The sequence below is a fragment of the Pseudomonas sp. PDM28 genome (assembly GCF_019219115.1).
Lineage (GTDB): Bacteria > Pseudomonadota > Gammaproteobacteria > Pseudomonadales > Pseudomonadaceae > Aquipseudomonas > Aquipseudomonas laurylsulfatiphila.
The window spans coordinates 103,504-130,350 of the sequence record NZ_JAHUWG010000005.1 but is presented as its reverse complement, the minus strand read 5'-3'; the positions used below and the strand labels follow the sequence as shown (position 1 = coordinate 130,350).

The 26,847-nt window shown below is 59.6% G+C and carries 20 protein-coding genes; 7 read left to right on the top strand and 13 right to left on the bottom strand.

The window, feature by feature from the left end; all coding sequences use genetic code 11:
* Window positions 1-23: 23 nt before the first annotated feature.
* From KW841_RS12590 to KW841_RS12580, 3 genes are read right to left on the bottom strand one after another with little or no spacing between them, the layout of a single operon-like run.
* The gene (locus KW841_RS12590; protein WP_218476360.1) at window positions 24-1,532 is read right to left on the bottom strand and encodes a glucosyltransferase domain-containing protein; all 1,509 of its coding nucleotides are present in this window, start codon (window positions 1,530-1,532) and stop codon (window positions 24-26) included.
* A 1-nt stretch (window position 1,533) separates the two neighbouring features.
* Complete coding sequence (locus KW841_RS12585) at window positions 1,534-2,475, bottom strand: glycosyltransferase family 2 protein (RefSeq protein WP_218476358.1); 942 nt, start codon at window positions 2,473-2,475, stop codon at window positions 1,534-1,536.
* Entirely contained in the window at window positions 2,472-2,846 is a 375-nt protein-coding gene (locus tag KW841_RS12580; RefSeq protein ID WP_218476356.1) for a GtrA family protein, read from the bottom strand. Before KW841_RS12580 ends, KW841_RS12585 begins: the two co-directional genes overlap by 4 nt.
* Window positions 2,847-3,091: 245 nt before the next feature.
* On the opposite strand from KW841_RS12580, the gene KW841_RS12575 reads away from it, so the two are divergent.
* Window positions 3,092-4,228, top strand: coding sequence for an OpgC family protein (locus KW841_RS12575; protein WP_218476354.1), 1,137 nt, complete (start codon window positions 3,092-3,094; stop codon window positions 4,226-4,228).
* A gap of 89 nt (window positions 4,229-4,317) precedes the next feature.
* On the opposite strand, the gene KW841_RS12570 is transcribed toward KW841_RS12575, so the two are convergent.
* Together KW841_RS12570 and KW841_RS12565 are read right to left on the bottom strand one after the other, a co-directional pair.
* A complete protein-coding gene (locus KW841_RS12570; RefSeq protein WP_218476352.1) occupies window positions 4,318-5,739 on the bottom strand; it encodes an amino acid permease in 1,422 nt (473 codons plus the stop codon).
* A gap of 195 nt (window positions 5,740-5,934) precedes the next feature.
* Window positions 5,935-6,195: a hypothetical protein gene (locus KW841_RS12565; RefSeq protein ID WP_218476350.1), complete on the bottom strand. Its 261-nt coding sequence runs from the start codon at window positions 6,193-6,195 to the stop codon at window positions 5,935-5,937.
* 113 nt (window positions 6,196-6,308) lie between these two features.
* Between KW841_RS12565 and KW841_RS12560 the strand changes: the two genes are divergently transcribed.
* The 3 genes from KW841_RS12560 (at window position 6,309) to KW841_RS12550 (ending at window position 15,000) form a co-directional block, all read left to right on the top strand.
* Window positions 6,309-6,767, top strand: coding sequence for a transposase (locus KW841_RS12560; protein ID WP_218476348.1), 459 nt, complete (start codon window positions 6,309-6,311; stop codon window positions 6,765-6,767).
* A gap of 289 nt (window positions 6,768-7,056) precedes the next feature.
* Window positions 7,057-10,179, top strand: a complete 3,123-nt coding sequence (locus KW841_RS12555) for a transglycosylase domain-containing protein (RefSeq protein ID WP_218476346.1) — start codon at window positions 7,057-7,059, stop codon at window positions 10,177-10,179.
* Window positions 10,180-10,350: 171 nt separating this feature from the next.
* Complete coding sequence (locus KW841_RS12550) at window positions 10,351-15,000, top strand: dermonecrotic toxin domain-containing protein (RefSeq protein WP_218476344.1); 4,650 nt, start codon at window positions 10,351-10,353, stop codon at window positions 14,998-15,000.
* A 63-nt stretch (window positions 15,001-15,063) separates the two neighbouring features.
* On the opposite strand, the gene KW841_RS12545 is transcribed toward KW841_RS12550, so the two are convergent.
* The 6 genes from KW841_RS12545 to KW841_RS12520 all read right to left on the bottom strand — a co-directional run bounded on the left by KW841_RS12545 (window position 15,064) and on the right by KW841_RS12520 (window position 22,075).
* Window positions 15,064-16,302, bottom strand: coding sequence for a hypothetical protein (locus KW841_RS12545; RefSeq protein ID WP_007975125.1), 1,239 nt, complete (start codon window positions 16,300-16,302; stop codon window positions 15,064-15,066).
* A gap of 47 nt (window positions 16,303-16,349) precedes the next feature.
* Window positions 16,350-16,844 (bottom strand): CS1 type fimbrial major subunit, encoded by a 495-nt coding sequence (locus tag KW841_RS12540; RefSeq protein WP_007975126.1) that lies wholly within the window; start codon window positions 16,842-16,844, stop codon window positions 16,350-16,352.
* 63 nt (window positions 16,845-16,907) lie between these two features.
* Window positions 16,908-17,651, bottom strand: coding sequence for a hypothetical protein (locus tag KW841_RS12535; protein ID WP_007975127.1), 744 nt, complete (start codon window positions 17,649-17,651; stop codon window positions 16,908-16,910).
* Between the two features lie 59 nt (window positions 17,652-17,710).
* Window positions 17,711-18,964, bottom strand: coding sequence for a hypothetical protein (locus KW841_RS12530; RefSeq protein WP_218476341.1), 1,254 nt, complete (start codon window positions 18,962-18,964; stop codon window positions 17,711-17,713).
* Complete coding sequence (locus tag KW841_RS12525; protein ID WP_218476339.1) at window positions 18,965-21,487, bottom strand: CS1-pili formation C-terminal domain-containing protein; 2,523 nt, start codon at window positions 21,485-21,487, stop codon at window positions 18,965-18,967.
* A 111-nt stretch (window positions 21,488-21,598) separates the two neighbouring features.
* Entirely contained in the window at window positions 21,599-22,075 is a 477-nt protein-coding gene (locus KW841_RS12520) for a CS1 type fimbrial major subunit (RefSeq protein WP_007975130.1), read from the bottom strand.
* Between the two features lie 519 nt (window positions 22,076-22,594).
* On the opposite strand from KW841_RS12520, the gene KW841_RS12515 reads away from it, so the two are divergent.
* Together KW841_RS12515 and KW841_RS12510 are read left to right on the top strand one after the other, a co-directional pair.
* Window positions 22,595-23,170 carry a PadR family transcriptional regulator gene (locus KW841_RS12515; RefSeq protein WP_007975131.1) on the top strand — a complete coding sequence of 192 codons (576 nt, stop codon included), beginning with the start codon at window positions 22,595-22,597 and terminating at the stop codon, window positions 23,168-23,170.
* Window positions 23,167-23,952 (top strand): siderophore-interacting protein, encoded by a 786-nt coding sequence (locus KW841_RS12510; RefSeq protein ID WP_218476338.1) that lies wholly within the window; start codon window positions 23,167-23,169, stop codon window positions 23,950-23,952. Before KW841_RS12515 ends, KW841_RS12510 begins: the two co-directional genes overlap by 4 nt.
* Window positions 23,953-24,141: 189 nt before the next feature.
* Here the strand turns inward: KW841_RS12510 and KW841_RS12505 are convergent, their stop codons facing one another.
* Both KW841_RS12505 and KW841_RS12500 read right to left on the bottom strand, forming a co-directional pair.
* Window positions 24,142-24,783 carry a Pr6Pr family membrane protein gene (locus KW841_RS12505; protein WP_218476336.1) on the bottom strand — a complete coding sequence of 214 codons (642 nt, stop codon included), beginning with the start codon at window positions 24,781-24,783 and terminating at the stop codon, window positions 24,142-24,144.
* Between the two features lie 2 nt (window positions 24,784-24,785).
* The gene (locus tag KW841_RS12500; RefSeq protein ID WP_007975135.1) at window positions 24,786-25,016 is read right to left on the bottom strand and encodes a VF530 family DNA-binding protein; all 231 of its coding nucleotides are present in this window, start codon (window positions 25,014-25,016) and stop codon (window positions 24,786-24,788) included.
* A gap of 295 nt (window positions 25,017-25,311) precedes the next feature.
* Here KW841_RS12500 and KW841_RS12495 point away from each other — a divergent pair, with 295 nt between their 5' ends.
* Window positions 25,312-26,694, top strand: coding sequence for a carbohydrate porin (locus tag KW841_RS12495; RefSeq protein WP_218476335.1), 1,383 nt, complete (start codon window positions 25,312-25,314; stop codon window positions 26,692-26,694).
* Window positions 26,695-26,847 lie beyond the last annotated feature (153 nt).

The window sequence follows — 26,847 nt, the reverse complement described above, 5'->3', positions numbered from 1 at the left end:
TGCGATCTTTTGATCTTCGCCCGTCACCACCGCAGCGTTTTGCTCGGGACCGGCTCCTTCATCACGATAAAACCGTAATCGCCAATCAGGTAAATCCGGTAGAACTGGCTGTCCACCAGCGCCGGATAGCCCTGATAGCCAACCCGCGTCGCATTGCGCCGCTCGCGCTCCGCCACCACATTGGTGATGCCCGCTTTCGGCAGGTTCTCGGCCAGCATGTAAAAGTCGATGTTGAGCAGGTAGTGCAGCACCGGCATCTGCTTGAACGAGCCTGCCGCCGCCACCAACCAATGGTCGGAGTAAGTCACCGAGAGGTAGATCCGTCTGGCCTCGCGCAGCGACTGATGGCTGGCGATGTCGTAGGCAAGGCTGGCCAGTGCCGTGGACGCGAAGGTTTTCTGCACCGTCAGCACCCGGCCATAGGCGAACGACAAAGACAGCATGGCCAGCAGCGGAATGATCAACAACAGTGGCAGTCGCTCATGAATCGACGCCAGCGCCAGATGGCTCAAATAGCACAGCAACACCAGCAGCACGGCGAAGCCCATCAAGGTGCGGGCGCCCTCGTTGAAGTCGCGGAAAAACAGCGCGACACCGGACACCAGCAGCGTCACCACCGGCAATGTCAGCAAGCACATCAGGCCGATCAAGAGCTTCCTCGGCCCGTCGTCCTGACGCGCCGCCACGTTCAGCCCCAGCCGCACCGCCCCGGCTATCGCCAACAACAGCAACCCGCCGAATACCCAGAGCCATCCGCCATGGAACAGCAACACGACTTTCTCCAGGACCCGGGCAATGTTGATCTGGATCTGCAATAAAGGATGCGTCGTCCAATCGAGCAGCAACGTGCGATTGGAGTCCATGAACGGATAAGCGCTGACGCTGTAGATCAACCCGCCGAGGATGACCTGGGCGGCTTTCCAGCCCAGCAGGTCGCGCCATGGCACCGGGGCGGTTTTATCGTTGGCAGCCCTGAGCAATTCCAGGCAACACAGGCCCAGGAACACATTCAGGCTGATCTGATACAACCCCAGCGCCAGTGCAATCAGGAACGAGGGCACCAGCCATTGCACGCTGCGCCACGGGTGACGAAAGGTGATCGCGTAGATCACCGCCACCAGGCTCAGCGTCGTAGCGGGACCGTCGTATTGATAAGACAGGTTCTGCAGGAAGAACGGGTTGTACCAGAGCGGCAACAGCACCAGACAACAAGCAATGGTCGGCTGGCGAAAGTAATGGAAGGTCAGGCTGCTCAGCGCGGCCGCCATGGCCAGCGTGGCGATCAACAGGGGCAAGGGAAAGATGTTCGGCGCGGCATGGCTGAAGGTCAGCGCGTTGTAGAACAGCTGGGCGAAAAGTCGACCCTGTTCGGACCAGGCCATGCCCGCCGCCAGCGAGCGCCAGTTGTCGTCGATGTAGGGATAGTCCGCGAGGATCAACGGCAGGACATACACCAAGGTGGCGAGCAAAAAAAACCGCCAGACCTGATGCCGGCTGAGTTCGCGAACGAAAAAGTCGCTGAACCGGCCCATGCTAGTGCCCGCCCCGGTCTTTGCCGCCGACGATGTCCTTGATCACATAACGCGGCCGGTGCTTGGCCTCGATGTAGATGCGACCGATGTATTCGCCGAGGATGCCGATGCCGATCAACTGCACGCCACCGAGAAACAGGATCGCGGTCATCAGCGACGGATACCCGGGGACGTTGTTGCCGAAGAAAATCTTGTCCAGCACCATGTACACCGCATAAAGCACCGCGAAAACCGACACCGCGCCACCAACGTAAGTCCACAAGCGCAGCGGTACGGTGCTGAACGAGGTCACGCCTTCCAGGGCCAGGTTCCACAGCTTCCAGCCATTGAACTTGCTGCTCCCCGCCACCCGCCCGGCCCGCTCGTACTCCACCATCACGGTGTTGAACCCGGCCCACGACAACACGCCTTTCATGAACAACTGATGCTCGGGCAGGGAACGGATCACGTCGACCACCTTGCGATCCATCAGCCGGAAATCCCCGACGTTTTCCTCGATCCGGGTGTAGGCGATGCGATTGAGCACGTGGTAGAAAATCGACGCGCTGTGACGCCTGAGGTAACCGTCGACGTCCCGATTGCGGCGCTTGGCAAGCACCACATCGGCACCCTTCTGCCATTGCTCGACCAACAGCGGGATGACGCTGATCGGGTCCTGCAGGTCAACATCCATGGGAATCACGGCATCGCCGCTGGCGTGTTCCAGGCCGGCAAACAGGGCCGGTTCCTTGCCGAAGTTGCGCGAGAAATTGATCAGCAGCACCTGCTCATCGGCTTCGGCCAGCGCCGTCGCCTGCTCGGCTGTGCGGTCGGAGCTGCCGTCGTTGATGAAGACGATTTCGACCTCGATGTCGCCCAGTTTCAACTCTCGGCGCACCGCCTGGTAAAACAGGTTGATCGACTGCTCCTCGTTGAACACCGGGACGATGAGCGAGATTTTCATTGATCACGCTCGCGAAACACCACGTATTTGGAATACAGGAAACCGAACACCAGGCTCAACGCCGAAAACAGGGCCACGGTGAGCAAGCCGTGCAATCGCCAGACATCCCCCAGATGGCCGACACCCAGGCTCAACGCCCCCATGCCCGATAGAAACAGCAGATAACCGCCGACCGAGGCACTGGCGGTGAAGGTAAATTGCGCGTTCATGTAGAAGGAAAACGACGCAGCCACGCAGAAGGCGCTCAGGTTGCTGATCGCCTGACTGAGGCCGGCCGCTACGCTCAACAGGAAAAAGATCTGCCAGTGAATCAGGGTGTTGGCGACCCCGATCACCGTGTAACTGGACAGCCCTTTCCACAACAGTCTCATGTGAGGCTCCCGTTTGAAGAACGTTGCACTTATGAGTATTTGAGCCTGTCTGCTGTCAGAAATCGCAGATTGACGGACCTTTCAGACCAGCGGTTGAGCTTTGGAGCAACGCCCGAGACATCCGGTAATATCCCGGTTTTGCAATTCACTGCGAATCACGCCACCCTGCGCGCCGCCGACTTGGCGCGCGGCCCTTTGCGCCCGCAGCCAATCCCATTTTCACTCGCTGATACGAGCCTGCTGTCATGACGTTAGCGCGCGATCACCGGATCGACTTTTTTCGTGGCTTGGCACTGATCTTCATCTTTTGGGATCACGTGCCCCACAACCCATTGGGGCAAATCACCCTGCGTAACTTCGGTTTCAGCGATGCGGCCGAGGTTTTCGTGTTTCTGGCCGGTTACGCGGCGGTGCTGGCGTACGGCAAAGTCCTGGCGCGCGAAGGCTTTCTGATCGCCTGCGTGAAGATCCTGCGCCGGGCGTGGGTGCTCTACGTGGTGCATATCTTCCTGCTGGCGATGCTGATGGGCATCGTGTTTTTCGCCAACAGCCACGTGGAAACACGGGATCTGGTGGAAGAAATGGGCATGCATCATTTCATCAGCAACCCACAGCAGGCCCTGATCGATGAACTGCTGTTGCGCTTCAAGCCGAACCTGATGGACCCGTTGCCGCTGTACATCGTGCTGCTGGCCGGGCTGCCCCTGGTGCTGCCGATACTGGTGCGCAAGGCCTGGGTGGTGGTCGCGATGTCAGTGGCGTTGTACCTGATGGTGCCACTGGTGGGCTGGAACCTGGCGGCCATCAAGGACGGCGTGTGGTACTTCAATCCGGTCGCCTGGCAGTTGCTGTTCGTGCTTGGCGGCGCCGCTGCGATTCACAGCCAGCGCCCGCGCTTGCCCGAAAACCGCCCATTGGTACGCCAGCCCTTGTTTGTGAGTGCGGCGCTGTATGTCGTGGTCGCGGGGGTGTTGACCGTCCTGTGGCGTTGGCCGGACCTGCACGATGCCGTGGTGCCGGCGAGCCTGCAAAACGTCTTCTACCCCATCAGCAAGACCAACCTGTCCCCCGTGCGCCTGCTGCACTTCCTCGCGCTGGCCTACGTCACGGCGAAACTGATGACCGACAGCGGATGGACGCAAAACTGGCTGGCGCAGCAAAGCTGCCGCATGGGCCGTTTCTCGCTGGAGATTTTCTGCCTGGGCGTGCTGCTGGCGCCCTTGGCGGACATGGTCAATGCCCTGACCGACGATGCGTTTGCCATGCAGATCTTCACGGCGCTGGTGGGCGCCGGGCTGATGGCGTTGCTGGCAACCTGGCTTGAGTTCAACAAGCGTTTGAACCAGCCAATCAAAAGATCGCAGCCCGGCATGTCCTTGTAGGAGCTGCCGCAGGCTGCGATCTTTTGATCTTCAAAACCAAAAAGCCCCGATCATATCGACCGGGGCTTTTGTCTTTCAGACATTACGACTCAAGAAACCGAACGCACCGCCCCCTGCGACACATTGGTCGGTTGCAACTTGAACACATAGAACAGCACCGTCAGCAGCACCAAAAACGCAGGCCCCACATACAACGCCACGCGGGTGTCCGGGAAGTACGCCATCAGGCCGACCACCAGCACCAGGAACGCCAGCGCCAGGTACGAACTGACCGGATACAGCCACATGCGATACTTCAGGCCAGCCGCTTCGCTGGCGCTCAGGCCTTTGCGGAATTTGAGCTGGGCCAGCAGGATCATCACCCAGGTCCAGATCGCGCCGAAGGTGGCAATGGCCGTCACCCAGACAAACACCTTTTCCGGCACCAGATAGTTCAGCAACACGCCCAACAGCAACGCGCCAATCGACAGCAGCAATGCACGACGCGGCACGCCGTTGTTCGAGGTCTTGGCAAAGCCGGCCGGGGCCTGGCCGTTCTGCGCCAGGCTGTAGAGCATGCGCCCGGTGCTGAAGATGCCACCGTTGCAGGACGACAACGCCGCCGTGATCACCACGAAATTGATGATACCCGCCGCGGTCTTGATGCCCAGGCGCTCGAAGGTCATCACGAACGGACTGCCCTGGGTACCGATTTCATTCCACGGGTAGATCGACAGGATCACGAACAACGCGCCGACGTAGAACAGCAGGATCCGCCAGAACACCGAGCCGATCGCGTTCGGAATAGTCTTCTGCGGGTTCTTCGCCTCACCGGCGGTCAGGCCGATCATCTCCACGCCCAGGTAGGCGAACATCACCATTTGCAGGGACATCAATACGCCTTGGACGCCGTTGGGCATGAAGCCGCCGTGGGTCCACAGGTTGGAAACCCCCAGGGCCACGCCGTCGTTGCCGAAACCGAAGGCGATGATGCCGATACCGCCGAACACCATCGCAATGATGGTGACGATCTTGATCAAGGCAAACCAGAACTCGAACTCACCGAAAGCCTTGACCGCGATCAGGTTGATCGAGCCCATGCTGATCAACGCAGCGAGCGCCCAGATCCAGCGCGGTACATCGGGAAACCAGATCCCCATGTACACCGCCACGGCCGTGATTTCCGCGACGCAGGTCACCAGCCACAGGAACCAGTAGTTCCAGCCGGTCAGGAAGCCCGCCAGCGGGCCCAGGTAGTCTTGGGCGTAACGGCTGAACGAGCCGGCAACCGGGTTGTGCACGGCCATCTCGCCGAGGGCGCGCATGATCACCAGGATCGCCAGACCGCCGATGATGTAGGACAGCATGATGGCCGGGCCGGCCATTTCGATCGCCTTGGCCGAGCCCAGGAACAGGCCGACGCCGATACAGGCACCGAGTGCCATCAGGCGAATATGCCGCTCGCCGAGTTCACGTTTAAGCGGACCACCCTGAGCGGTCTCGCCTTGGTGCAGGTGATTGCCTATAGGCATTGGGGACAACCTCGTCTTGTTATTGGATATGACCACCGAGTGGCGAAGCGCAGGCCGATAAGCCATCGCATCCCGAACCGGCCCTGCCTCGTGGGCAACGCCGTCCTGTAGGAAAAACCCGCAAGATCAGTGGGAAAAGCGGCGCCGAGTATTGCACAACAATGGTGCATCGTCATGCCCCTGCCAAAGCCGTATTTACCCCTTCGACATGTCTAAATCAGCTATTTCAGCCCCCCTTTCCAGCCACAGCAGTACCTGTGGTGAGGGGGCTTGCCCCCGTTGCGCTGCGAAGCGGCGCCAAAACCTGCAACCGATAAAGGTCTGGCACACCGCGGTTACCGGATTTGCGACTGCTTCGCAGCCGAACGGGGCGGTGCGGCGTTCCGACAAGCCCCCTCGCCACAACAACAACAACAACAACAACAACAACAACAACAACAACAACAGCCTTCTCATGCCGTCATTCCTTCACAGCTATCAGCACTTTCACTCAACACATGCGGATCTACCCTGGACAACCGGGTACTAGCCTTGAATCTGCAATTGATAACCTCAAGGGAAGCAATGGAATGCCAACTCACCCCAACTCCCACCGCTTGCGTCAGGGCCGATATTCCGAAAGCGGTCGGGCATATCTCATCACCGCCGTTGTCCATGATCGTCAACCGGTCTTTTCGGATTGGCATTTGGGACGCTTACTTGTTGCAGAACTGCGCCGAGTTCATGAAACCAACGTAGTGAATTCCATCGCATGGGTGATCATGCCCGATCATTTTCATTGGTTGATGCAGCTGGAAGAAAGCAATCTGGGGCGCGTTATCGGAGCCATCAAGTCACGCTGCACCCGTGAAGTGAACGAAATCACCGGCCGCCGTGGCCCACTCTGGCAAACCGGTTTCCACGACCGGGCCATTCGCGATGGAGAGGACCTTCTGCCGTTCGCCCGCTACATTGTTGCCAATCCACTCAGGGCTGGGCTTGTGGATAAAATTGGCGACTACCCGCTCTGGGATGCGTGCTGGCTGTAAACGCAGCGCCCATGGATCAAGCTCTTTGTGGCGAGGGGGCTCGCCCCCGTTCGGCTGCGAAGCAGGCGCAAATTCGGTAACCACGGTGTGTCAGGCCTTTATCGGTTGCAGGTTTTAGCGCCGCTTCGCAGCGCAACGGGGGCAAGCCCCCTCGCCACAAGTGCTTCAATTGGCCTGATTATTGGTGCGTCCGTGCATCATTTTGCCCTGCACATTTTTTTCACCCTCGCCAACCACCGTCTAAGCTTGAGTCAAGTCCGATCAATCTGCGTGAATGGATCAGTCGACTATGGGCGCATTGTGGCAAACCGATTCGAGTAAAACCGTGGTTCCGACTGAGAGTGTGGATGAAGCGCCTATACCTGAAAAACCCCGTCGTTCCAGGCACGGATGGGGAGCGTTCTGGCTATTGCTGCTGATTATCGCGATTGTCGTGGGGCTGGCCGCCATGAGGGAGATGCGCACCTCGAAGTTCCAGGCCCGGGAAGTCAGCAAATACGCCGCGTCACTGAACTATGAGCTCAAACCCGGCCCCAGCGATGCGATTCGCTATCCGGGCGAAGGCCCGTTCGATCGGCGCCTGGGCTACAGCTCGCTGGATGAGTTCCTGCCGCGCCTGATCAAGCGCAACTTCGTCGTTGAGGCGCAAACCCGCTTTTCTCCGGAACTGCTGAAGTACACCGACAAAGGCCTGTTCGTGCCTTATGCCGAGAAAATCCAGGCCGGGTTGTCGATCACCGATTGCCGCGCAGCGCCGCTGTACCAGTACAACTACCCGCAACAGCTTTATTCAACCTTTGCCTCGATCCCGCCGGTGGTGGTCAACAGCCTGCTGTTCATCGAGAACCGCTTCCTGCTCGACCCCAGGCAGCCGCTCGCCAACCCGGCGGTGGACTGGCCGCGGTTCGGCATGGCGGCGTGGTCCCAGTTGGCCAAGATGTTGCACGTGCCCGGCCAATCCGCCGGTGGCAGTACCCTGGCCACGCAACTGGAGAAGTACCGGCATTCCCCCGATGGTTTGACGGTCAATGGCGCGGAAAAAATTCGCCAGATGATTTCTGCCACCGTACGCGCCTATCAGGCCGGGCCACAAACCCTCGAAGCCCGGCAGAACGTGGTTCGCGACTACCTCAACAGCGTGCCGTTGTCAGCCGTACCGGGCCACGGTGAAGTGCATGGCATGGCTGAGGGTTTGCGTGTGTGGTACGGCTCCGATTTCGAAAGCGCCAACAAGGTGCTGAACAGCCCGGCAACGGATCCAAAGACCATGGCGGAAAAAGGCCTGGTCTTGCGTGAAGTGCTGTCATTGATGATTGCGCAGCGCCGCCCGTCGCATTACCTGACCAAGGGCCATGATGAACTGGCCGACCTCACCGACAGCCATATTCGCCTGCTGGCGCAAAACCATGTGATCGACGCCGAGTTCGCCGCCGCCGCCCTGGCCAGCAAAGTGACCTACCGCGACTGGGCCACCCAGCCGACCATGCAACCGATCGAAACCAACAAGGGCATCAGCGTGGCGCGCAGCCGTCTGGCCGGCATGCTCAACCGCCCGCTGTATGACCTCGACCGCCTCGACCTCTCCGCCACCAGCACCCTGCAAGGCGAGTTGCAATCCGAGGCCACCGCGTACCTGAAAAAACTCGCCGACCCTGAGTTTGCCACGCAAATCGGCCTGATCGGCGAACGCCTGCTGACCACCACCAGCACTACCCAGGTGCGCTACAGCTTCACCTTGTTCGAACTGACACCGGATGGCTCGCGGGTTCGGGTACAGACCGACAGCACCGACCAGCCCTTCGACATCAATGAAGGCAGCAAACTGGAACTGGGTTCCACCGCGAAAATGCGCGTGCTGACCACCTACCTGCAAATCATCGCCGAGTTGCACGACAAATACGCCGGCATGGCCGTTCCGGAACTGAAGAAAGTCGACGTACCGGATCAGGACCGCCTGAGCCGTTGGGCCGTTGATTACCTGGTCGAAAACAAGGACCGCGACCTGCAAAAAATGCTCGGCGCAGCCCTGGACCGCAAATATTCCGCCAGCCCGGGCGAGGCGTTTTTCACCGGGGGCGGCCTGCATGTGTTCCACAACTTCCGCAAGGAAGACAACGGCCGGATACCGACCCTGCGCGACGCCTTGCGCGAGTCGATCAACCTGCCGTTCATTCGCCTGATGCGGGACCTGGTGCGCTACACCACCTACTCCGGCCCGAACAGCAGTGCCGAACTGCTCAAGGACGACCGCGACCCGCGGCGCCAGGAATACCTGGCCGAATTCGCCGACCGCGAGGGCACTTCGTTCCTGCTCAAGTTCTGGAAGAAGTACAGGAACAAGGACACCCAGGAACGGCTCGAAACCTTCCTGGACGGCATGCGCCCGACGCCGATCCGCATGGCCGCCGTTCATCGCTACCTGCTGCCACAGGCCAGTCAGGAAAGCTTCAACGCCTTCGTGCGCTCGCACCTGACCGGTGCCAAGCTCACGGAAAAACTCACTGACGAACGTCTCGTGCGGCTCTACGAAGCCTACGGTCCCGGCGCCTACGACTTGCCGGACCAGGGCTTCATCGCCAAGGTTCACCCGCTGGACCTGTGGATGATGGGTTACTTGCTCAATCACCCCGACGCCAAGTGGGCCGACGCCGTCAAAGCCAGCCAGTTCGAGCGCCAGGAGGTCTACAGCTGGCTGTTCAAAAGCCGGCACAAGGGCGCCCGTGACAGTCGCATCCGCACCATGCTGGAGATCGAGGCATTCCTCGACATTCACCAGCGCTGGCAGCAAGTCGGTTATCCGTTCGACCACCTGGTGCCGTCGCTGGCCACCGCCATCGGCAGCTCCGGTGACCGCCCGGCAGCCCTGGCCGAACTGATCGGCACCATCCTCAACGATGGCGTGCGCATGCCGACCCTGCGTATCGACAGCCTGCATTTCGCCGCGCACACACCCTATGAAACCCAACTGATCAATGACCCCGACGTCGGCAAACGGGTGATGCCGTCCGAAGTCGCCACGGCCATGCGCGAAGCCCTTTCGCAAGTGGTGGATGCCGGTACGGCCAAACGCGTGGCTGGCAGTTTCAAACTGCCGGATGGAACCCCGCTGGCCATGGGCGGCAAGACCGGCACCGGTGACAACCGCATCGAGGCCATCGGTTCGGGCGGACGGATCCTGAGTTCCAAATCACTCAACCGCACGGCCACGTTCGTGTTCTACATCGGCGATAACCATTTCGGCACGCTGACGGCGTTCGTGCCGGGCCGCTCGGCGGAGAACTTCACCTTCACCTCGGCGTTGCCGGTGCAGGTGCTCAAGGGCATGGCGCCGATCCTGACGCCGTACCTGCAACCGGGCACCCACACGATGTGCCAGCCAAAGGCGACAACCGAGGCAACCGCCCGCCGCTAGGCATGGATCGGCAGATAAGTCCGCGTGGCTGTAACTATGTATTTTTCACTCCTGATTTTTACCGGGTTCGGGGCGCAATCGACGTCGTTCCGAACCGGTTTTTGCGCTTTTTTTGGGACTGCCGCCTGCCTAGTCTGATCGCTCCATCCATGATCAACGGACGATCAGGCAATGCCACAACCACATCGAATTTCAGACCCGGATCAAAGCATCCACTTCGACCTGGTCAGGAAGGCCCTCCCCTCCTGGCTATCAGAGGCTTCACTCCCCCGTATCAACGCACTGAAAACTGACCGGGTAAGCATTCCCGACTGGCAGGCTGACGCCGCAAAAGCGTTACAGGAACGCTTGAAACAGGGGATCAAGCTCGGCTGGAGCGCGCAAAACGATGTCGATAGAGCGTTCAGCAAACTGCAGGATGTCTACGCCTTCGCCAAACCCTTGTTGCAACAGGCACTGAACGAACGTTTCGGCGTTGAAGATGACGTCGAAGAGACCTGGTTGCGGCTGTATGCACCAGCACAGTCATGGGGTCATAACTTTACCGGCGCAACCACCAGCCGTACCGTCTCGCTGCTGGATGCTGCCCTGCACAATTTTTCCAGTAAGGAGGTGTTCACCCAGGACTCCGAGTTCATCACCCGCCCCGACGTTCGCGGGCATTTCAGCGTGGTACAGCTCAAGCACAAGCTGAGTATCGAGCAGTTCAAGTCGCTGTGCCGCGAACTGGATATCGGCAGCCGTTACCAACAACACCTGAAAGATTTCCTGCTGCCGCATAACCGGGTGGCCAGCAACGTCCTGCGCCACAAAGTCAGCCTCAGCCACAAGACCGCGCTCAACATCGCGGCGAACATGGCGCTGATGAAAAACGACATCGGGCAGGATGCTTTTGAACTGGTGCAGGGACTGCTCGATGACCGCAAGAACCTGCGCTGGAGGGGCCGCTCCGTCGACTGCTACAACCTGTCGATGATGGACATTCACCTGACCGGCATCGTGCTGATCACCCCTGATGCCAACACCGCGACCGATACCGTGCCCGTGATCGCCTATGTTCCCCATGACCCGCAACACCCGCTCAAGCAGTACCCGTCGTCGCTCGAATTCATGGCCGAACTGACACGCCAGTTGCGCGATGCCAGCGCCCCCCGCAGCTACCAACAATTCTTCAGCCAGTTCGTGCCCCATCAGCAGCGCGGACATTTCTTTGCCGGGTTGAACGACCGACTGAGCAAGGTCAAATGGCAACCGGCCCCGGCCGGCTCCAACTTGCCGAGCTGGCGGGAAACGCCGGTGGATAACCCCAACCTGCAATTTCAGCTGTCGAGCGTCAGGAACGATCGGGACACTGTTTTCAACGGCGACCTGTGGGGCTACTTCCACCGACAAAAAATCAACAAGGTGCTCAACGACGCATGGGACATCGCGATTTCCACCGAGTACGCCGACCGCATGGCCCGCTGGGCCTGGTGGGACAACCTGGAGAAAATGCTCTCGGGCATTCTCAATGCCGCGTTGCTGGTGGTGACGCCACTGGTGCCCGGCTTGGGTGAACTGATGCTGGCCTACACCGCGTATCAACTGACCGATGAGGTGGTCGAGGGTCTCGTCGATCTGGCCGAAGGCCGCGTCGCCGAAGCTGGCGAACAAGCCATCGGCGTGCTGCAAAGCGTGGTGCAACTGGGTGCGTTCGCCGCGGGAGGTGCGATCGGCAACGTCGCAAGGGCGAAACTCTCGCCGTTTTTCGAAAGCTTGAAACCGGTGCAGTTGGCGAACGGTGAGACCCGCCTGTGGAACCCTGACCTCAGTCCCTATCAACGAACCGACGTGGATTTACCCACGGACGCCCGACCTGATGGACAGGGTCTTCACCAGCATCAGGGCCGGCGCATCCTGCGCCTGAACGATCAACACTTCGAAGTGCTGGACGATCCGGTCACCGGACAACAGCGCATCCGCCATCCGCAGCGTTTCGATGCCTACGCACCGACCCTGCGCCACAATGGTCACGGGGCCTGGGTCTGCGAAACGGAAAACCCGCGCGAGTGGGAAGGCTCGACATTGATGCGGCGACTTGGTCATACAACCGATACCTTCAGCGATCAACAACTGGAACAGATTCGCCAGATCAGCGGCACCCATGAAGCCGCACTGCGGCGGATGCACATGGACAGCTCGGCACCACCACCATTGCTGACCGATACCCTGCAACGCCTGGGCTCACCCGTGCCTGCCAGCACCCCGCTACCCGCCGACAGCGTTGCGCTGTTCAGCGAATTCCCCGACCTGCCCGACACGGTGGCACAAGGCATTCTCGCCAACGCCAGCGCCGCGGAACGCCAACAGATCGAGCAGAAAAAGCGCCTGCCGCTGCGCCTGAAAAGCCAGGCGCGAGAACTGCAATTCGAGACGCAATCGGTGCGCGCCGCCCACGGTCTATACGATGACGCGTTGATCAACATCGACACGGAACGCCTGGTGCTGGGCACCTTGCGCATCAACAGCGACACCTTCGGTGAGCTGCGCATCGAGATCAGGGAAGGCACATTCGACGGTGAACTGCGCTGCAGCGCCGGGCCCGAGAGCGCAGCGCGGGTCCGGGTGTTGATTCATGATGACGCGGGAAAATATGAGGTGCGTGACGGGTCGAATCAGCCAATCCATGCAGCGCAGGGCTTTTTCGAAGCCTTGCTGCAGGCGACCCAGCACAATGGGCAAAACGCGCTGGGCTTCAAGCCTGGGGACACCGAACGCCTCAGGCAGTGGGCCATGGTCAAGATCGAGCCTCTCGGCGAACGTCGAACGATACTCGCCGCACCGCCCATCCGCGCCGTGCCCGAGCATCAGACACTGCTGCTGGTGCGAGGCGCATTTACCAGCCGGGCCGGTGAAACCCTGCACGAGCGAATCCTCGACCTGCACAAGGACTTCAGTGACCGCGAAGTCGACGCCTTCGCCAACGCCCTGATCGCCAAAGGCGAGCCGATGCAAGCCATCGAGCAGCGGGAAAACGATCTCGATGAACTGCGCGTGATCCTCAATCGTTGGGAGTATCAGCAGGAACCCACCTGGGGGCCGCACAGCACGGCTTTTCGTGATGAAGGCGGCCAACATATCGCCGAGAGCCTGCTCAACAGCTTCAAGCGAAAGTACAGCGATATCGGGCGCCGTGCCGATCCGGACAGCTACTCGCTGGACCTCTCCACCGAGATGCTGCCCCTGAACCTGGAAACCTGGTGGTCAAAGCGCCCCCCGGAGCTGCAAAAGTTCCTCGACAAAATCACCGTCCTGAAACTCGGCAATACGCGGTTTTCCAGCGAGGCGAACGGCTTGCTCAAAGCCTTCCCGAACCTTCGCGAACTCAGCGCCAGGCGTTGCGACCTGACCAGCCTTCCACACAGCATCGGTTCCCTGCACCGACTGGAACGACTGCAACTGAGCGATAACGCGATCGTGTTGGATGCCGGCGCCGTCAAACAACTCAAGGACCTGACCTACCTGGAAATCCTCAGGCTCGACGGTAATCCACTGGGGTTGTCACCAGACATCAGCCGCATGCCGAGGCTGAAAGTCGTGGCCCTGAACAAAACCGGACTGACCACATGGCCCGAGGGCACGCTGGCGAAAACCAGACCACGCGGTTTCTTGCTGGACCTGCGGGAAAACCCCCTCGACTTGATTCCCGAAGTTGTCCCCGGCTCGGCAAAAGCCTGGGTGATCTCGCGCACCCTGCTGGATGTCGCGGATCTGTCGGAGCTGAATCAGTTGCAATACCAGCAAATCCGACGCTCAGTGAATTTGCCGCCGACGCCCCTCGAGGCATCCACCAGTCTGATAAATGTGGTGATCCACGCCACCGACCCGAACAACTGGACCGATGTGCCCGGCTGGGGAGTGGAGCGGACGGCAAACTGGCTTGAACTGACCGACGACCCGCAGGCCCATCGGTTCCTGACCGTGGTGCACGAAACGAAAAACTCTGCCGATTATCTCGTCGGCGGTGAACCCCGCAGGCAACTGATGCAACGCGTGGTACGCATGCTCGATGCCGTCTACATCGACACCGCACTGCGGGAAAAGCTCTACACCATGGCCATCGCCCCGGTCGATTGCGCCGATGCAGGGGCGCAGTTATTCAACAACATGGGCATACAGGTGCTCGCATCCGAGGCTTACTCCTACTCCACGGACCCCGCGGAGCTGGAACGCAAACTGGTCACCCTGGCCAAAGGCACCGCGCGGCTGGAGCACGTCAACGAGATCGCCCGCGCCGATGTCGCCAGTCGTGGCGGCAACCCTGACGATGTCGAGGTCTATCTGGCGTATCAGACCGGTCTGGCGGATCGCCTGCAGCTGCCCTGGCAATCCGAAGGCATGCTGTTCAGGCCAGTATCCGGTGTCACCGACGCCATGATCGATCAGGCGTACGACACGGTGCTGGCGCTGGGCGAAGGTGATGGCCTGGTGAACAAGATGCTTGAGCAGGCATTCTGGGAAACCTGGCTGGGTGAAACTTACCCGATTCAGATCGAGGCGAATAAACGGGAGTATCTGAACAAATACGAGTGGCTGGAGACCCTGCGATCCACCCAGCGCGAATGGGTCGAATCCACGCAATTGACGGATGTGGAACGAGCGGCACTGCGCAACAGGCTCAGAGATCTGGCCAACGACCTGCCGGTTGCCGAGACGGTTGTCTTTGCCGATGAACCGATAAGCGAAGCGAACTTCGACCGGTTCCTCGTCGATCTGGGGGACGGCGAAAAAGAACTGTCCAGGCGTTTGACGCGCGCGGCGTTGAGCAGGGCCGGGTTGTAATAGCGGCGGCATCGTGAGGCAAACCTGACGGCATTCGTTGCGGTCAGGTTTGCCGCAACCACGTCAGATATCCGAATCCCAGATCACCGTGACATTGCCGGAATAGCGGCTGGCCACGCCCGGCTGCAGCATGAACTCCATCTGGCTTTTTGCAATTTCGAAATGCAGAGTCCCGGGAGCCCGATCAACATAGAAACCAGGTTGAAACTGTTGCGAATTGGCTTGCCCGGTTCGCAGGCGCTGACGCCTGACCGGTTGCCCGGACAGGTCCGTCAGGCCATTGGGCAGACTGACGCTGACCTGAAGCTCGACCGATCGCCTGGAGACGGGATCATTCAACATGCATTCGTAGGGAAAACCGCCGAACTGACATTCAATATGCATCTTGAAGCGCGATGAGGCCGAGATATTGAAGGTCTGGTCGCGGAACAGGCTCACTGGCCGGCGGCCTGCCTGCAGCCAGCTCTGCCAGCCACCGACCGGCACCAGGTGGACCTTGTTGCCACCCGGCGGAATATCGACCTTGAGCGTGTGTTGAACGTCGAGGTTGAAGTTCATGGTCAACGTTGAACTGCTCGGCAGCATGACGTCACCAAAATCGAAGTCGCCGTTCGGGCCAACCGTGTAAGTCAGTGCACCGAGGTAATGCCCCGAGGACATACCCAAAGGATTTGGGGTTTCCAGTTCATAGGCAAAGTCGAGATAGTCCAGGCGCAGCCAGGGAATATCGAACTTGGCCTGTTTTGCGCACACCTCTGGTGCCGGTGTTTTCCAGAAAAATCTGTAGGCGATCGAGTTAAACCAACCCACACCACTGTAAACACAGGGCGCCGGGCTATACACCCAGCTCGTTCCCCATAAAAGATTGTGCGCGACCCGGTAGTCTTCGGCGCCCCCCACCAATTGCATGACATCCTCCGTCACGTACTGGGAGCCGATACCCACGATCCGAACCCTTACCGTTTCCGGTTCGCCAGTGGTTTCGTGGGTAACCGTCAGCTCTCGCCATTGCGCCGGTACTTTCAACATTGCCCCCTCTCGAGGCGAGGCATGGTTGGCGCGAATGGGGGCGCGTGAATCAAATTGAATCGGCACCTGCAAACTGAAGGTCTGGTGTTCTACGCATTGCCCTGGGTAATTGGCGCAATAACCACTGAGCGGTGTGGTATTGAGGAACTTGTTCATATGCGGGCGCGCCGAATCCGGCTTGAACAATGCGGTGATATCCACCTGCTCGGCCTGCACCGGCGCCGCGATCATCCCCAGCAGCCAAGCGCTCGACAACCAATGAGCAATCTTCATCTTTCCCCGACTCCAGTCATGCTGTTCGTTTTGGAGCAAACCCGACTTCAAGGCGCCGCCGCACTGAAGACCAGATTCACGTTGCCGTAGTAGCGACCCGGCTTGTACCCGCCCGCGGGTACCTTCGGCTGGATCTGCAGGGCAAAGCGCCCGCCCGCGACAGCCTGCTCGCGCGAGAGCACTTCAAGGGGTTGCGGGTCGTGGCTCAACGTCTTGCCGTTGAAGCTGACGAGCAGGTAGATGTTCTGCTCATCGCGGCCGTTGGACAGATAGGGTTCGCTCTCCAGCCGCGCGTGGATGGCGCTGGTGTCGTGCTTGACGTCGAAATTCTTGCGCAGCCCCTCCAGCGACCGGGTGTGGATGTTCCACGGCAGAACTTGCTCGCGATGAATCCAGTCCGACTCGGCCGGTATCACGTAGAAACCCAAGGTCGGAATATCCACCGACACTTCGAATCGGTGCTCTTCGCGGGCGGCGAATGCCAGGGAACTCATCAGTGCCGCGACGCCTGTCGACAGGGCGATGGCCGAAAGCTTGATCATTTCAGGTACCTGTTACGTCCAAAAAAGCAGCGGGCAAAGGCGGTCACTCGTGTGTGCCGGCGGTTATTGGCTGGCAACGCGCAAGGCCTTTTTCGAGGCGCCCTCGACCAGGTTGAAGCGGTATTCACGTCCCGGCTTCTTGTCGAATGCGAACTCTTTTCCCGCACGAATGTGGTGCTTGGTGGTGGGCTCGCACTCGTTTTCCTGCTTGATCGAGCAGTTGCGGAATTCGTCGACGACCACCGACGTGTTGCCGTTGTTGCGAATGCGATAAGTACTGGCGCCGTTGTCGATCTGGCTGTCGTACCGGCTGTTGTTCGGCCTGACGAAGAACACCGTGCCGAACCCGGTCATGACGTTGACGCCGGCCGAGAGGTTTTTCTTGTAGTTCTCGCGCTCGTCGCTGGACACCGCGAATTCGTCTTCCTTTTCCGGCACCACCGGGATGAAGCGCACGCGGAAATAACGCTCGGTGTCGCGCTCGCCCATGAACAACAGCCGAGTGCCCTGCATGCCGTTGGCCGGAATGATCAGGCGTGCGGGGCTGGCCATCAGCCCGTCGCGCGATGCCGCGCCCGGGTCGCTTTTGACCGGCACTTCGCTAGGGGTGCCATCGGCGTCGTAGACGATTTCCAGGATGTTGACCTTGACGAAGGCCGTGCTGTCGCCACTGTTGAACACGCGCTTGAGGTAGGTGCTTTTGTCGCCATCCAGATAGTCGTACACCGTTCCGACGTTGATTTGCGGCCCGGCTTGAAGGCCCAGGGAAAATCCGCTCAAACCGATCAATAAAAACACACGCTTCATAACTTTTAGTCCTTGGTCATTGAACACACTGCCGGTACGACTGATCGATGCGTTGGCCATCAGATTTCCGAGTCCCAGATCACAATGACAATGCCGGTATAGGTGCCGGCAACACCGGGCCTCAGCATGGATTCCATGTACGATTGCTCAACTTCGAAATGCAGGGTTCCCGGTGCCCGGTCCACATAGAAGCCGGGCTTGAACTGCTGCTCATTCCCCGCACCGGTCCTCAATCGCAGGCGTCTCACGGGTTGGCCTGAGAGGTCGGTTATGCCATTAGGCAGGCTTACGCTGATGTGTAAGACGACTCGACGACCGTTATCCGCACTGTTCTCCAGTCCGCATTCGCCACCTATTCCGGGCCCGCATTGCATCAGTATCTTGAATCGCGTCGAGGCCGATATATTGAAAGTCTGGTCACGGAACAGTCGCACCGGCCGGCGTCCGGCTTGCAGCCAGCTTTGCCATCCGCCTTGCGGCTCCAATCGGATTTTGTTACCACCTGGAGGGATATCGACCTTGAGCGTGTGCTGAACATCAAGGACAAAATTCAGTGTCAGATCGGAATCGTTGGGCACCATCACGTCGCCCATGTCAAAGTCACCGCCCGGCCCGATGCGATAAGTCAGGTCGCCGGTGTAGAGCCCTGAAGACATACCAAGCGGATTGGGCGTACGCAGTTCATAGGCGAAATCCAGGTACTCGTAGTACATGGTCGGAATCCTGAAACTGGCAGTTTTTACGCAGGTACCCCGAATCGGGGTTTTCCAGAAAAACTGGTAATAATCATCGGTGTACCAACCGACGCCGCTGTACTGACACGGTGACGGGGGGTTCACCCAGCTGCCATACGGGCCGCCCCACAAGGCCCGGTGCCCTTCAAGCGTATTGGGTGCACCTGTAAGGTTGGTGACCTTGTCGTCGAGCACGTACCGCGATCCAAATCCGGCAATGCGCATCTCGACCTGTTCCGCCTCACCGGTTTCGGCATTCGTAACTGTCAATGCACGCCATTGCGCCGGCACGGTGAACATCGAACTGTTGCGCTGCGAGTCATGGGGTTGCATGGCCCTTGCGGAATCGAAGCGTATGGGCAGGCGGATGCTGAAGGTCGCGTTCTGTTCGCACTGATCGGGATAGTCCGCGCAGTAACCGCTGACCGGGGTTTTGTTGATGAACGTATTACGTTGCGGGTTTGCCGGGTCAGGCCGGAACAACGCCCTGATCTCCTGATTGACCGCCTCGGCCGTAGGCGTCACAAACAGTGCCAACAAGCACAGCCACTGCGGTATACACGTCTTGAAATTAACCATTCAACTGGCCTCCTGGCGAATCAATGACGCATCCGCCAACGTATCCGGCGTGCACCGCAGATCACCGATCATCAACACGTTGTTTTCACTGCGGTGCTTGTCGGTATCGAGCCGGAACTGGCACAGCAACTGGTCGGCGTAGCGCACTTCGAGAGTCGGTGAACCGGCATGCATTTCCATCGAGAAGAAGCCATCGACTTCACTCACCCCACGACTGGCGTGGTTGATCACGTGGTGGCCCTTGAGCGGCCGGCCTTGTGGGTCGACAAGACGTCCGAGCACGGTCAGGGTTTTCATCACCCGCACCTTGCGGTACTCCACGCCGCCCTTGTTCAGGTGATAACGAGTGCGAGCCGGCTCGATGCTGGCCGCTGGCGCGTGATTGCCTTCGAAATCGAAGCTCACGGAGCTGTTCCTGTAGGCCGTCAGCGGTATGAAATTGCGCCCCGGACGCAATGCCGCGCTGCCGCCGCTGAGGTCGTCGGCGCGTAACGCGATGCCGTCGATATCAGACTCGACATCGACGATCATCCCGGCCCCTCGTCCTTGATGCTGACTGGTCAGGGCCATGCGCTGGCCACCGACGACCACGGTGCTGTCCAGGTTCAAGCCGCCAGTGAAGTTGTCGTTGAACGATGAGCGCTGGATAAAGCCGTCGCCGTTGATCGCGTCTGTGCGAAAGTTCGCCAGGCTCGACAGGCCAACGCCGTAGGTGTCGGTCAGCGCAGTCACCGAGACGCTCTGCAGGATGTGGTCTTGCAGGTCTTTGCGATAACCGAGCGAGGCGTTGGTGTCGCGGCTGCCATCACGGGCGGTGCGGCTGCCGATGCTGCCGGAAACCTGTTGACCCGGCCCGCCGAGCGCCACGCTGATGCTCAGGTCGACCCCGCGATTGCGCGCGTCACCGCTGCTGTAGCTACCAGGACGATCGAACAGTGACAACCGCCAGTTGGCGTCGCTGCCCAGCAGCATGGTGCGTTGCGTCCAGCCCAGATCGGCACCGACGCCTTCGACGTTGCCCTCACTGTGGGAGACCCGCGCGTTGAGCGAACTCTTGCGGCTGATGCGGTGGTTCAGTGCCAGCGATGAATTGCTGGTCTCGCCGGTGAACACATTGCGTTGGCGCACGCGGGTGCCGTCGGGCAGCGTGTCGTAGGTGTTGGTGGTGTCGAGCCAACTGCGGTTGTGGCTCACCACCAGACTGCCGGAACCATAGTTGTAGAGCGCTTGCAGATCGGCGCCGGTGCCGTGGTCTTCGGTCTGGTACAGATTGGCATAGAGGCTGACGCTATTGGCCAGGCTCCAGTCGATGGAGCTGCCGTACTGCAGCGTGTTACGCACCTGACGTGCCGACAGCCCGAGGATTATCCGTGGATGCAGCAGGTAGTTGATCGCGGCACCTGCCGTCGCATCGCCACTCTCCTGTTGATCCCAGTTGCTCAGCAGTTTGCTTTCCTGGCCGGCGAACAGGTTGTAGCGCCAGCGCTCCTCAACGTTGCGCCAGTTGGTCGGTTTGTAGATCAGCTCCTGAGTAGTCGAGGTGACCTGGCCATCTTCTATCAAGCGCACTTCCACATCGTAGATGCCGCCGGGCAACGGGCGGGTATCGAGGGTTTGCAAACCGGCGGGCACCGATTGGGTGTTGAGCAGCAGACCATCGCGATAAATCTCCACCGACGCCTGGCGATTGGCGGTGACATAGATCGGATAAACGCTGGGTTTGGGGCTGTCGATCGCCAGGCTGTCGGAACTGCCGTACATCACGCCCACGGCGGTGTCGGGGCTGGTGCCGAACGAACGGGGTTGGCGGCTCAGGCCTTCGGAATTGGGAGTGAAGTAGCCCAGGCGGAAAAAACTGCCTTGCAGTTCGCGCTGGGTGTAGAGCTCATGCACCGCGTGATAAGTCTTGTCATCCGGCCCGCCGAGACGCGCCAGTTGCATGTTGAAGGTCTGGCTCCAGTTGCCCAGGCTGCCGCTGGCCTCCAGGCCATAACGCCCGCCGAGGTTCTGATCCTGGCCGCCGTTGAGGTTGAGTTGGTTGCGCACCATCAGGCCGCTGCTGCCGCCTTCGGGTTGGTCGTAGAAACGTTTGGCCTCAGTGTCGCGCTCGGCATTTTCAGTGACGATCGACAGCAATGAGTTTTCCAGGTTGTAGTGCACCGCCAACATCTGCTCGGGGCATTGGCCGCTGCAGGTGCCCAAAGCCACGCCGGGTTTCAGAATGCTGGCCCAGGTGTCGCGTTCACCGGCGCTGAAACGACTGTCGCTGGTGTCGGTGAAATCGAGCAAGGTGACCCGGTCATCGCGGGACAACACGATCATCGCCTCGCCGAGGGGTTGTTGATCAAGCTCGACCCGCACGGCCAATGGCACATCGAAGAAATGTTCCTCGAAATCGGCCGGCAGACCCTTGGCCTGGGCCAGTAAACTTCGAGGCGTATTATCAACGGAAGTCGGCGCCGCAAATGCGCTGCTACATAACAGCAACGCAAGCGTTGCCGCGATGGGCGTCATCGGGAACATGAACAAATACTCTGATTACAAGGAAGTCAAAGCCCGGCCGGCAAACTTGATAGTTTGCCGGCCGGTTACGTTACTTTGAGCAAGTAAACGCTTTACCGTCGCAGCTGTTACTTATACGGAAGGTTCAACGACCAGCATGACGACACCGGTGTAATCACCTGCATCAGGTTTACCGCCCAGTGCACTGATCTTGAACGGCGCACGATAGCGGACGTTGGACTCAGCTTCGCCAACAACTTCCTGCGAATTGGTGGTCAGCGTCTTGCCGTTGAGCTCGACTTTCAGGTCGATGGTCTTGTTCCCGGCGATCAGTTTCGGCACGCCTTCCAGGCGGGCGTTCACTTTGCCGGCGGTGTGCAGCACATCAAAGTGCCCGTCGACGGTCTTCATGGAATCAGTACCCGGGTTGTAGCTCATGTCCTGGTCTTTGTTGACCAGGTCCGAATCAACCGGCACCGCGTAGAAATCGTCGGATGGAACATGGGCCACAATGCTGATGGAGTGTTTGGCTTCGGTGGCGGCAAACGCCATCGAGGAACTCAGAGCCAGAACAGCCAGAGGAGCAGCGAACGCGATTTTCTTGAACATCTTTCAGTACCTGTCGTTTAAAAAAAGGATCTAAGTATTGAAAGTTTCGCTGAAGCAAAACAGTCACGAGCAGTGATGTTCCAGCGCAACTATCAACGCCGAAAGATGATCGATCAAACAATCTGGAAAGTAAGCAGGCAAGTTCCTCAAAGCGCGTAGCCAAAGGGCCACGACCATGGCATGAAAAATACTTGAATATTGTTAAAGTCACTGTTCTGCTGTCAGATTCAGACTACATAAAGCCAATGCACAGGCAATTAAGGTCGACAACGACACAGTAACTTCTGTAGGAGGAGTATTACAAATCCAATGTATTAAGGCGTGAATCGTTAATTTAGAGAGTTAACACTAATTTCAACTTGTTCGCGCGTCTTAAAAGCCTTTTTCGGCGCCGCGAAAGCGCCATTTTCAGTGGCGGTTTCGCCTGGCATGGTGATCAGCCGTTGGTCGGGGGGTCTTGCGGACCACTAAAGATATATCTTAAGTTGTATCTAAACACGACGAGAGAGAACGAAAAAAATGAGAGACCATCATTCCCCCCACCGCGAACACGGCGACGGCCGCGACGGCTTCGAGAAACGCCCTGGCCGCGAACGCGGTGGTCGTGGCCCGCGGGTATTTGCCCCCGGCGACCTGAAACTGCTGCTGCTGGCGTTGATCGCCGAACAGCCGTGCCACGGCTACGACCTGATCCGCCAGATCGAAGGCATGTTCGACGGCGCCTACAGTCCCAGCCCCGGCGTGATCTACCCGACCCTGACGTTTCTTGAAGAAAGCGAATTGATTACCGGCGACGCCGAAGGCGGGAAAAAACGCTACAGCGTGACCGACGCCGGACGCCAGTCGCTGACCGAGCAAGCCGTCGCCCTTGAAGGTGTGCGGGTGCGCATCGATGTCAGCAAGCGTTCGTTGCGCGGTCATGATCGCCCGGCCGAAATCCACGAGGCGGTGCACAACCTGCGCCATGCCCTGCAACTGCACCACGGCCGCTGGAGCGCGGAAGAAATCCAGCGCGTCGCGGCCCTGCTCAACGACACCGCCAAAGCCATCGTCGACGGCCCTGCCGTTCAACCCGTTCAGGAGAAAGCCGAATGACTGAAGTGATCGCGCAAACCATTCACCGCGTCATGCACGAAATCAAACGCCGTCGCCTGGAGGTGTTGCGCGTGGTCGACCTGACCCCGCGCATGCGCCGGATTACCCTGGGCGGGCCGGAGCTGGCAGGCTTCGTCAGCCTGGGTACCGATGATCACGTCAAACTGTTGTTCCCGCAGAACGCCGAGCAGGCTGCGGCCCTGGAAACCCTGGTGCTGGGCGCCGGCAAGGACAACGGCCCGCTGCCCGAGATGCGCGACTACACGCCGCGCCGCTATGACCTGAACACCCTGGAACTGGACATCGACTTCGTGCTGCACGGCGACGGCCCTGCCTCGACCTGGGCCGAACAGGCCAAACCGGGGCAGTTCCTGCACATCGGCGGGCCGCGGGGCTCGATGATCGTGCCGGACATGTTCGACAGCTACTTGCTGATCGGCGACGAAACCGCCCTGCCCGCCATCGCCCGGCGGCTCGAAAGCCTGGCGGCCAACCGCCGTGCGCTGGTGATCGTGGAAGTGGAAAACGGCAAGGAGCAGCAGGTGCTGGAAAGCGCTGCCGAGGTCAACGTGATCTGGGTGCTGCGCGAAGGTGGCAAGGACAATCTGTTGACCACCGTGCGCCAGATCCAGGTGCCGGCCGGCAGCCTCTACGCGTGGGTGGCGACCGAGAGCAAGGTGTCGCGGCGGATTCGTCGGGTGTTGCTCGATGAGCATGGGCTGGATGAGCAGTTCGTCAAGGCGGTGGGCTATTGGCGACTGGATGACACTGACGAGGAGTGACAGGGTTACCCTGTGTGGCGAGGGGGCTTGTCGGATCGCCGCACCGCCCCGTTGCGCTGCGCAGCAGTGCTAAAACCAGCGACGAGGTGTTTCTGAATCACCGTATGAGCAGATTTTACGACTGCTACGCAGCCGAACGGGGGCAAGCCCCCTCGCCACAAAAAGCACTCCACACCGCCTTATCCGCGGTTACATTCGAGCGCGCCACCGATCCAGCGCCACCACCCACAACGCGATCACCACAAACCCTGCCAACAATCCCCCGGCATTGATGAACACCTGTGGATAACCCAGTTTGTCCACGTCAATGAACGGGTACGGATAGGTCGCCAGCACATGCCCGCGCAGCAGCGAGTAAGCGAAGTACACCAGCGGATAAATCACCCACAACGCGATATGCCCCCAGCGCAACGAGCCTTTCGGTACGCAGAACCACCAATACCCCAGAAACAGCAGCGGCATGACGTCATGCATCAGCTCATCGGCCAGCCATTGCCAGCCTTCGGGATGCCATAGATGGCGAAGCAATACGCTGTACGCCAGGCCGACGACAGTAATGCTCACAGCAACGCCACTACTGACCCAGGGCTGTAAAAACCAGCGTCGCGCGGCGGACTCGCGGGACGTCAGTTCACAGGTCAGCACCGTCGCCACCAGGGTGTTGCTCAGCACGGTGAAGTAGCTGAAAAAACTCATCAGCCCACCGATCAGACTGGCCTCCAGCGTCCAGCGCGAATAGAAAATCAGGTACATCTGGATGCTCAATCCCGCCCAGCCGAGCATGGTAGCCACGACCACAAAACGGCGGCGCAACGCGCACGGACTGACCATGTTCAGAGCGGTCGTTTGGTGCGCATCAACTTCACATACAGACGTTCGACCTTCTCCCGCGCCCACGGGGTTTTACGCAGGAACGTCAGGCTCGACTTGATGCTCGGGTCGCTCTTGAAGCAGCGGATATCGATGCGTTCGGCCAGCCCCGACCATTCGTAGTGTTCAACCAGGGCGTTGAGGATTTGCTCCAGCGTCACGCCGTGCAGCGGGTCGATGTTGTGTTCGGTCATGCCGGGCCTTCAAGCAGAGTGGGAATTGGAAGTCGCGCACCTTACGTTAAATGTAGGTGAAACGGAAAAGATCGCAGCCTTCGGCAGCTCCTACATTGGAATGCGATCCCCCTGTAGGAGCTGCCGAAGGCTGCGATCTTTTGTCACTGTTACCAAATCCGAAAGGCTGCATGTCAGTAAAAGCCCTTTCTCTATTTGTAACAGATCATTATCCTTGCGCCTGCTTTAGCTGAAACGCTTCTGCTAGTCATTTCTTCCGTTTAATCCCCAGAAAAAGATCAAGAATTTCTTCTCTATGCCTGATTTCCAGCTTTCGAAAGACAGCGCTGTCTTCAAACCTGTTGCCTGCCGAAAAACCTTGAACCTGATAGGCGGACTCACCGCTTTGGGCCTTGCCACTTGCGCTCACTCGGCTCCGGCCTTCGATAGCGATTCACCGTGGATGCTCGGCGACTGGAATGGCACCCGCAGCGAACTTGCGGAAAAAGGCTACGACTTCAAAGTCGATTACACCGGTGAAATGGGCAGCAACCTGCACGGCGGTTACGACCACGACCGTACTGCCCGCTACAGCGACCAGTTCGGCCTGGGCACCCATCTGGACTTGCAGAAAATCCTCGGCTGGGACGACGCCGAGTTCCAGCTGACTATCACCGAACGCAGCGGCAACAACATCAGCAACGACCGCATCAACGATCCGCGTGTCGGTGGCTTCACCTCGGCCCAGGAAGTCTGGGGTCGCGGCCAGACCTGGCGCCTGACACAGATGTGGTATCAGCAGAAGTTCTTCGACGAAAAACTCGACATCAAGGTCGGCCGTTTCGGCGAAGGCGAAGACTTCAACAGCTTCCCTTGCGACTTCCAGAACCTGGCGTTCTGCGGCTCCCAGGTCGGCAACTGGGCGGGCGATATCTGGTACAACTGGCCGGTCAGCCAGTGGGCAATGCGGGTCAAATATCACCTGACGCCAGAGCTTTATGCACAGGTCGGCGCGTACGAGCAAAACCCGTCGAACCTCGATCGCGACAACGGCTTCAAGCTCAGCGGCAGCGGCACCCAGGGCGCGGTCCTGCCGGTGGAACTGGTGTGGACGCCGAAACTCAACGGCCTGCCGGGTGAATACCGCGCCGGTTACTACTACAGCAGCGCCAACGCCACCGACGTCTACAAGGACAGCAACGGCCAGCCTGCCGCCCTGAGTGGCGAAGCCTACCGCAGCGCCTCGAGCAAACACGGCATGTGGCTGGGCCTTCAGCAACAAGTCACCAGCCTGGCCAGCGATCATTCCCGCGGCCTGAGCCTGTTCGCCAACGGCACGATGCACGACAAGAAGACCAACGCCATCGACAACTACGTCCAGGCCGGTCTCGTCTACAAAGGCCTGTTCGACGCACGGTCCAGGGACGACATCGGTTTTGCCATGGCCCGCGTCCACGTCAACCCGGCCTATCGCAAGAACGCTGAGGCGACCAATCAGGCCAATGCCGTTTTTGACTACGACAATCCGTCCTACCTGCCACCCCAGGACACCGAATACAGCGCCGAACTCTATTACGGCGTGCACGTGACCAACTGGCTGACCGTGCGCCCGAACCTGCAATACATCCGCCATCCCGGCGGCGTGAACGAGGTCGACGACGCGCTGATTGGCGGGATCAAGGTCCAGTCGTCGTTCTGAGCAACACCATAAAACCCTGTGGGAGCGACATGTGGCGAGGGGGCTTGCCCCCGTTGGGTTGCGAAGCGACCCCAATACCTGCAACTGCGGCGTGTCAGGCACACCGAGTGCAATGCTTTGCGACTGCTTCGCAGCCGAACGGGGGCAAGCCCC

Excerpts from the sequence above, each read along its gene's own strand:
- KW841_RS12570 (WP_218476352.1), bottom strand. The coding sequence starts at position 5,739 with ATGCCTATAGGCAATCACCTGCACCAAGGCGAGACCGCTCAGGGTGGT.
- KW841_RS12530 (WP_218476341.1), bottom strand. The coding sequence starts at position 18,964 with ATGGTTAATTTCAAGACGTGTATACCGCAGTGGCTGTGCTTGTTGGCA.
- KW841_RS12580 (WP_218476356.1), bottom strand. The coding sequence starts at position 2,846 with ATGAGACTGTTGTGGAAAGGGCTGTCCAGTTACACGGTGATCGGGGTC.
- KW841_RS12545 (WP_007975125.1), bottom strand. The coding sequence starts at position 16,302 with ATGAAGATTGCTCATTGGTTGTCGAGCGCTTGGCTGCTGGGGATGATC.
- KW841_RS12550 (WP_218476344.1), top strand. The coding sequence starts at position 10,351 with ATGCCACAACCACATCGAATTTCAGACCCGGATCAAAGCATCCACTTC.
- KW841_RS12515 (WP_007975131.1), top strand. The coding sequence starts at position 22,595 with ATGAGAGACCATCATTCCCCCCACCGCGAACACGGCGACGGCCGCGAC.
- KW841_RS12525 (WP_218476339.1), bottom strand. The coding sequence starts at position 21,487 with ATGTTCCCGATGACGCCCATCGCGGCAACGCTTGCGTTGCTGTTATGT.
- KW841_RS12495 (WP_218476335.1), top strand. The coding sequence starts at position 25,312 with ATGCCTGATTTCCAGCTTTCGAAAGACAGCGCTGTCTTCAAACCTGTT.
- KW841_RS12575 (WP_218476354.1), top strand. The coding sequence starts at position 3,092 with ATGACGTTAGCGCGCGATCACCGGATCGACTTTTTTCGTGGCTTGGCA.
- KW841_RS12505 (WP_218476336.1), bottom strand. The coding sequence starts at position 24,783 with ATGGTCAGTCCGTGCGCGTTGCGCCGCCGTTTTGTGGTCGTGGCTACC.
- KW841_RS12560 (WP_218476348.1), top strand. The coding sequence starts at position 6,309 with ATGCCAACTCACCCCAACTCCCACCGCTTGCGTCAGGGCCGATATTCC.
- KW841_RS12590 (WP_218476360.1), bottom strand. The coding sequence starts at position 1,532 with ATGGGCCGGTTCAGCGACTTTTTCGTTCGCGAACTCAGCCGGCATCAG.
- KW841_RS12520 (WP_007975130.1), bottom strand. The coding sequence starts at position 22,075 with ATGTTCAAGAAAATCGCGTTCGCTGCTCCTCTGGCTGTTCTGGCTCTG.
- KW841_RS12540 (WP_007975126.1), bottom strand. The coding sequence starts at position 16,844 with ATGATCAAGCTTTCGGCCATCGCCCTGTCGACAGGCGTCGCGGCACTG.
- KW841_RS12500 (WP_007975135.1), bottom strand. The coding sequence starts at position 25,016 with ATGACCGAACACAACATCGACCCGCTGCACGGCGTGACGCTGGAGCAA.
- KW841_RS12555 (WP_218476346.1), top strand. The coding sequence starts at position 7,057 with ATGGGCGCATTGTGGCAAACCGATTCGAGTAAAACCGTGGTTCCGACT.
- KW841_RS12565 (WP_218476350.1), bottom strand. The coding sequence starts at position 6,195 with ATGAGAAGGCTGTTGTTGTTGTTGTTGTTGTTGTTGTTGTTGTTGTTG.
- KW841_RS12535 (WP_007975127.1), bottom strand. The coding sequence starts at position 17,651 with ATGAAGCGTGTGTTTTTATTGATCGGTTTGAGCGGATTTTCCCTGGGC.
- KW841_RS12510 (WP_218476338.1), top strand. The coding sequence starts at position 23,167 with ATGACTGAAGTGATCGCGCAAACCATTCACCGCGTCATGCACGAAATC.
- KW841_RS12585 (WP_218476358.1), bottom strand. The coding sequence starts at position 2,475 with ATGAAAATCTCGCTCATCGTCCCGGTGTTCAACGAGGAGCAGTCGATC.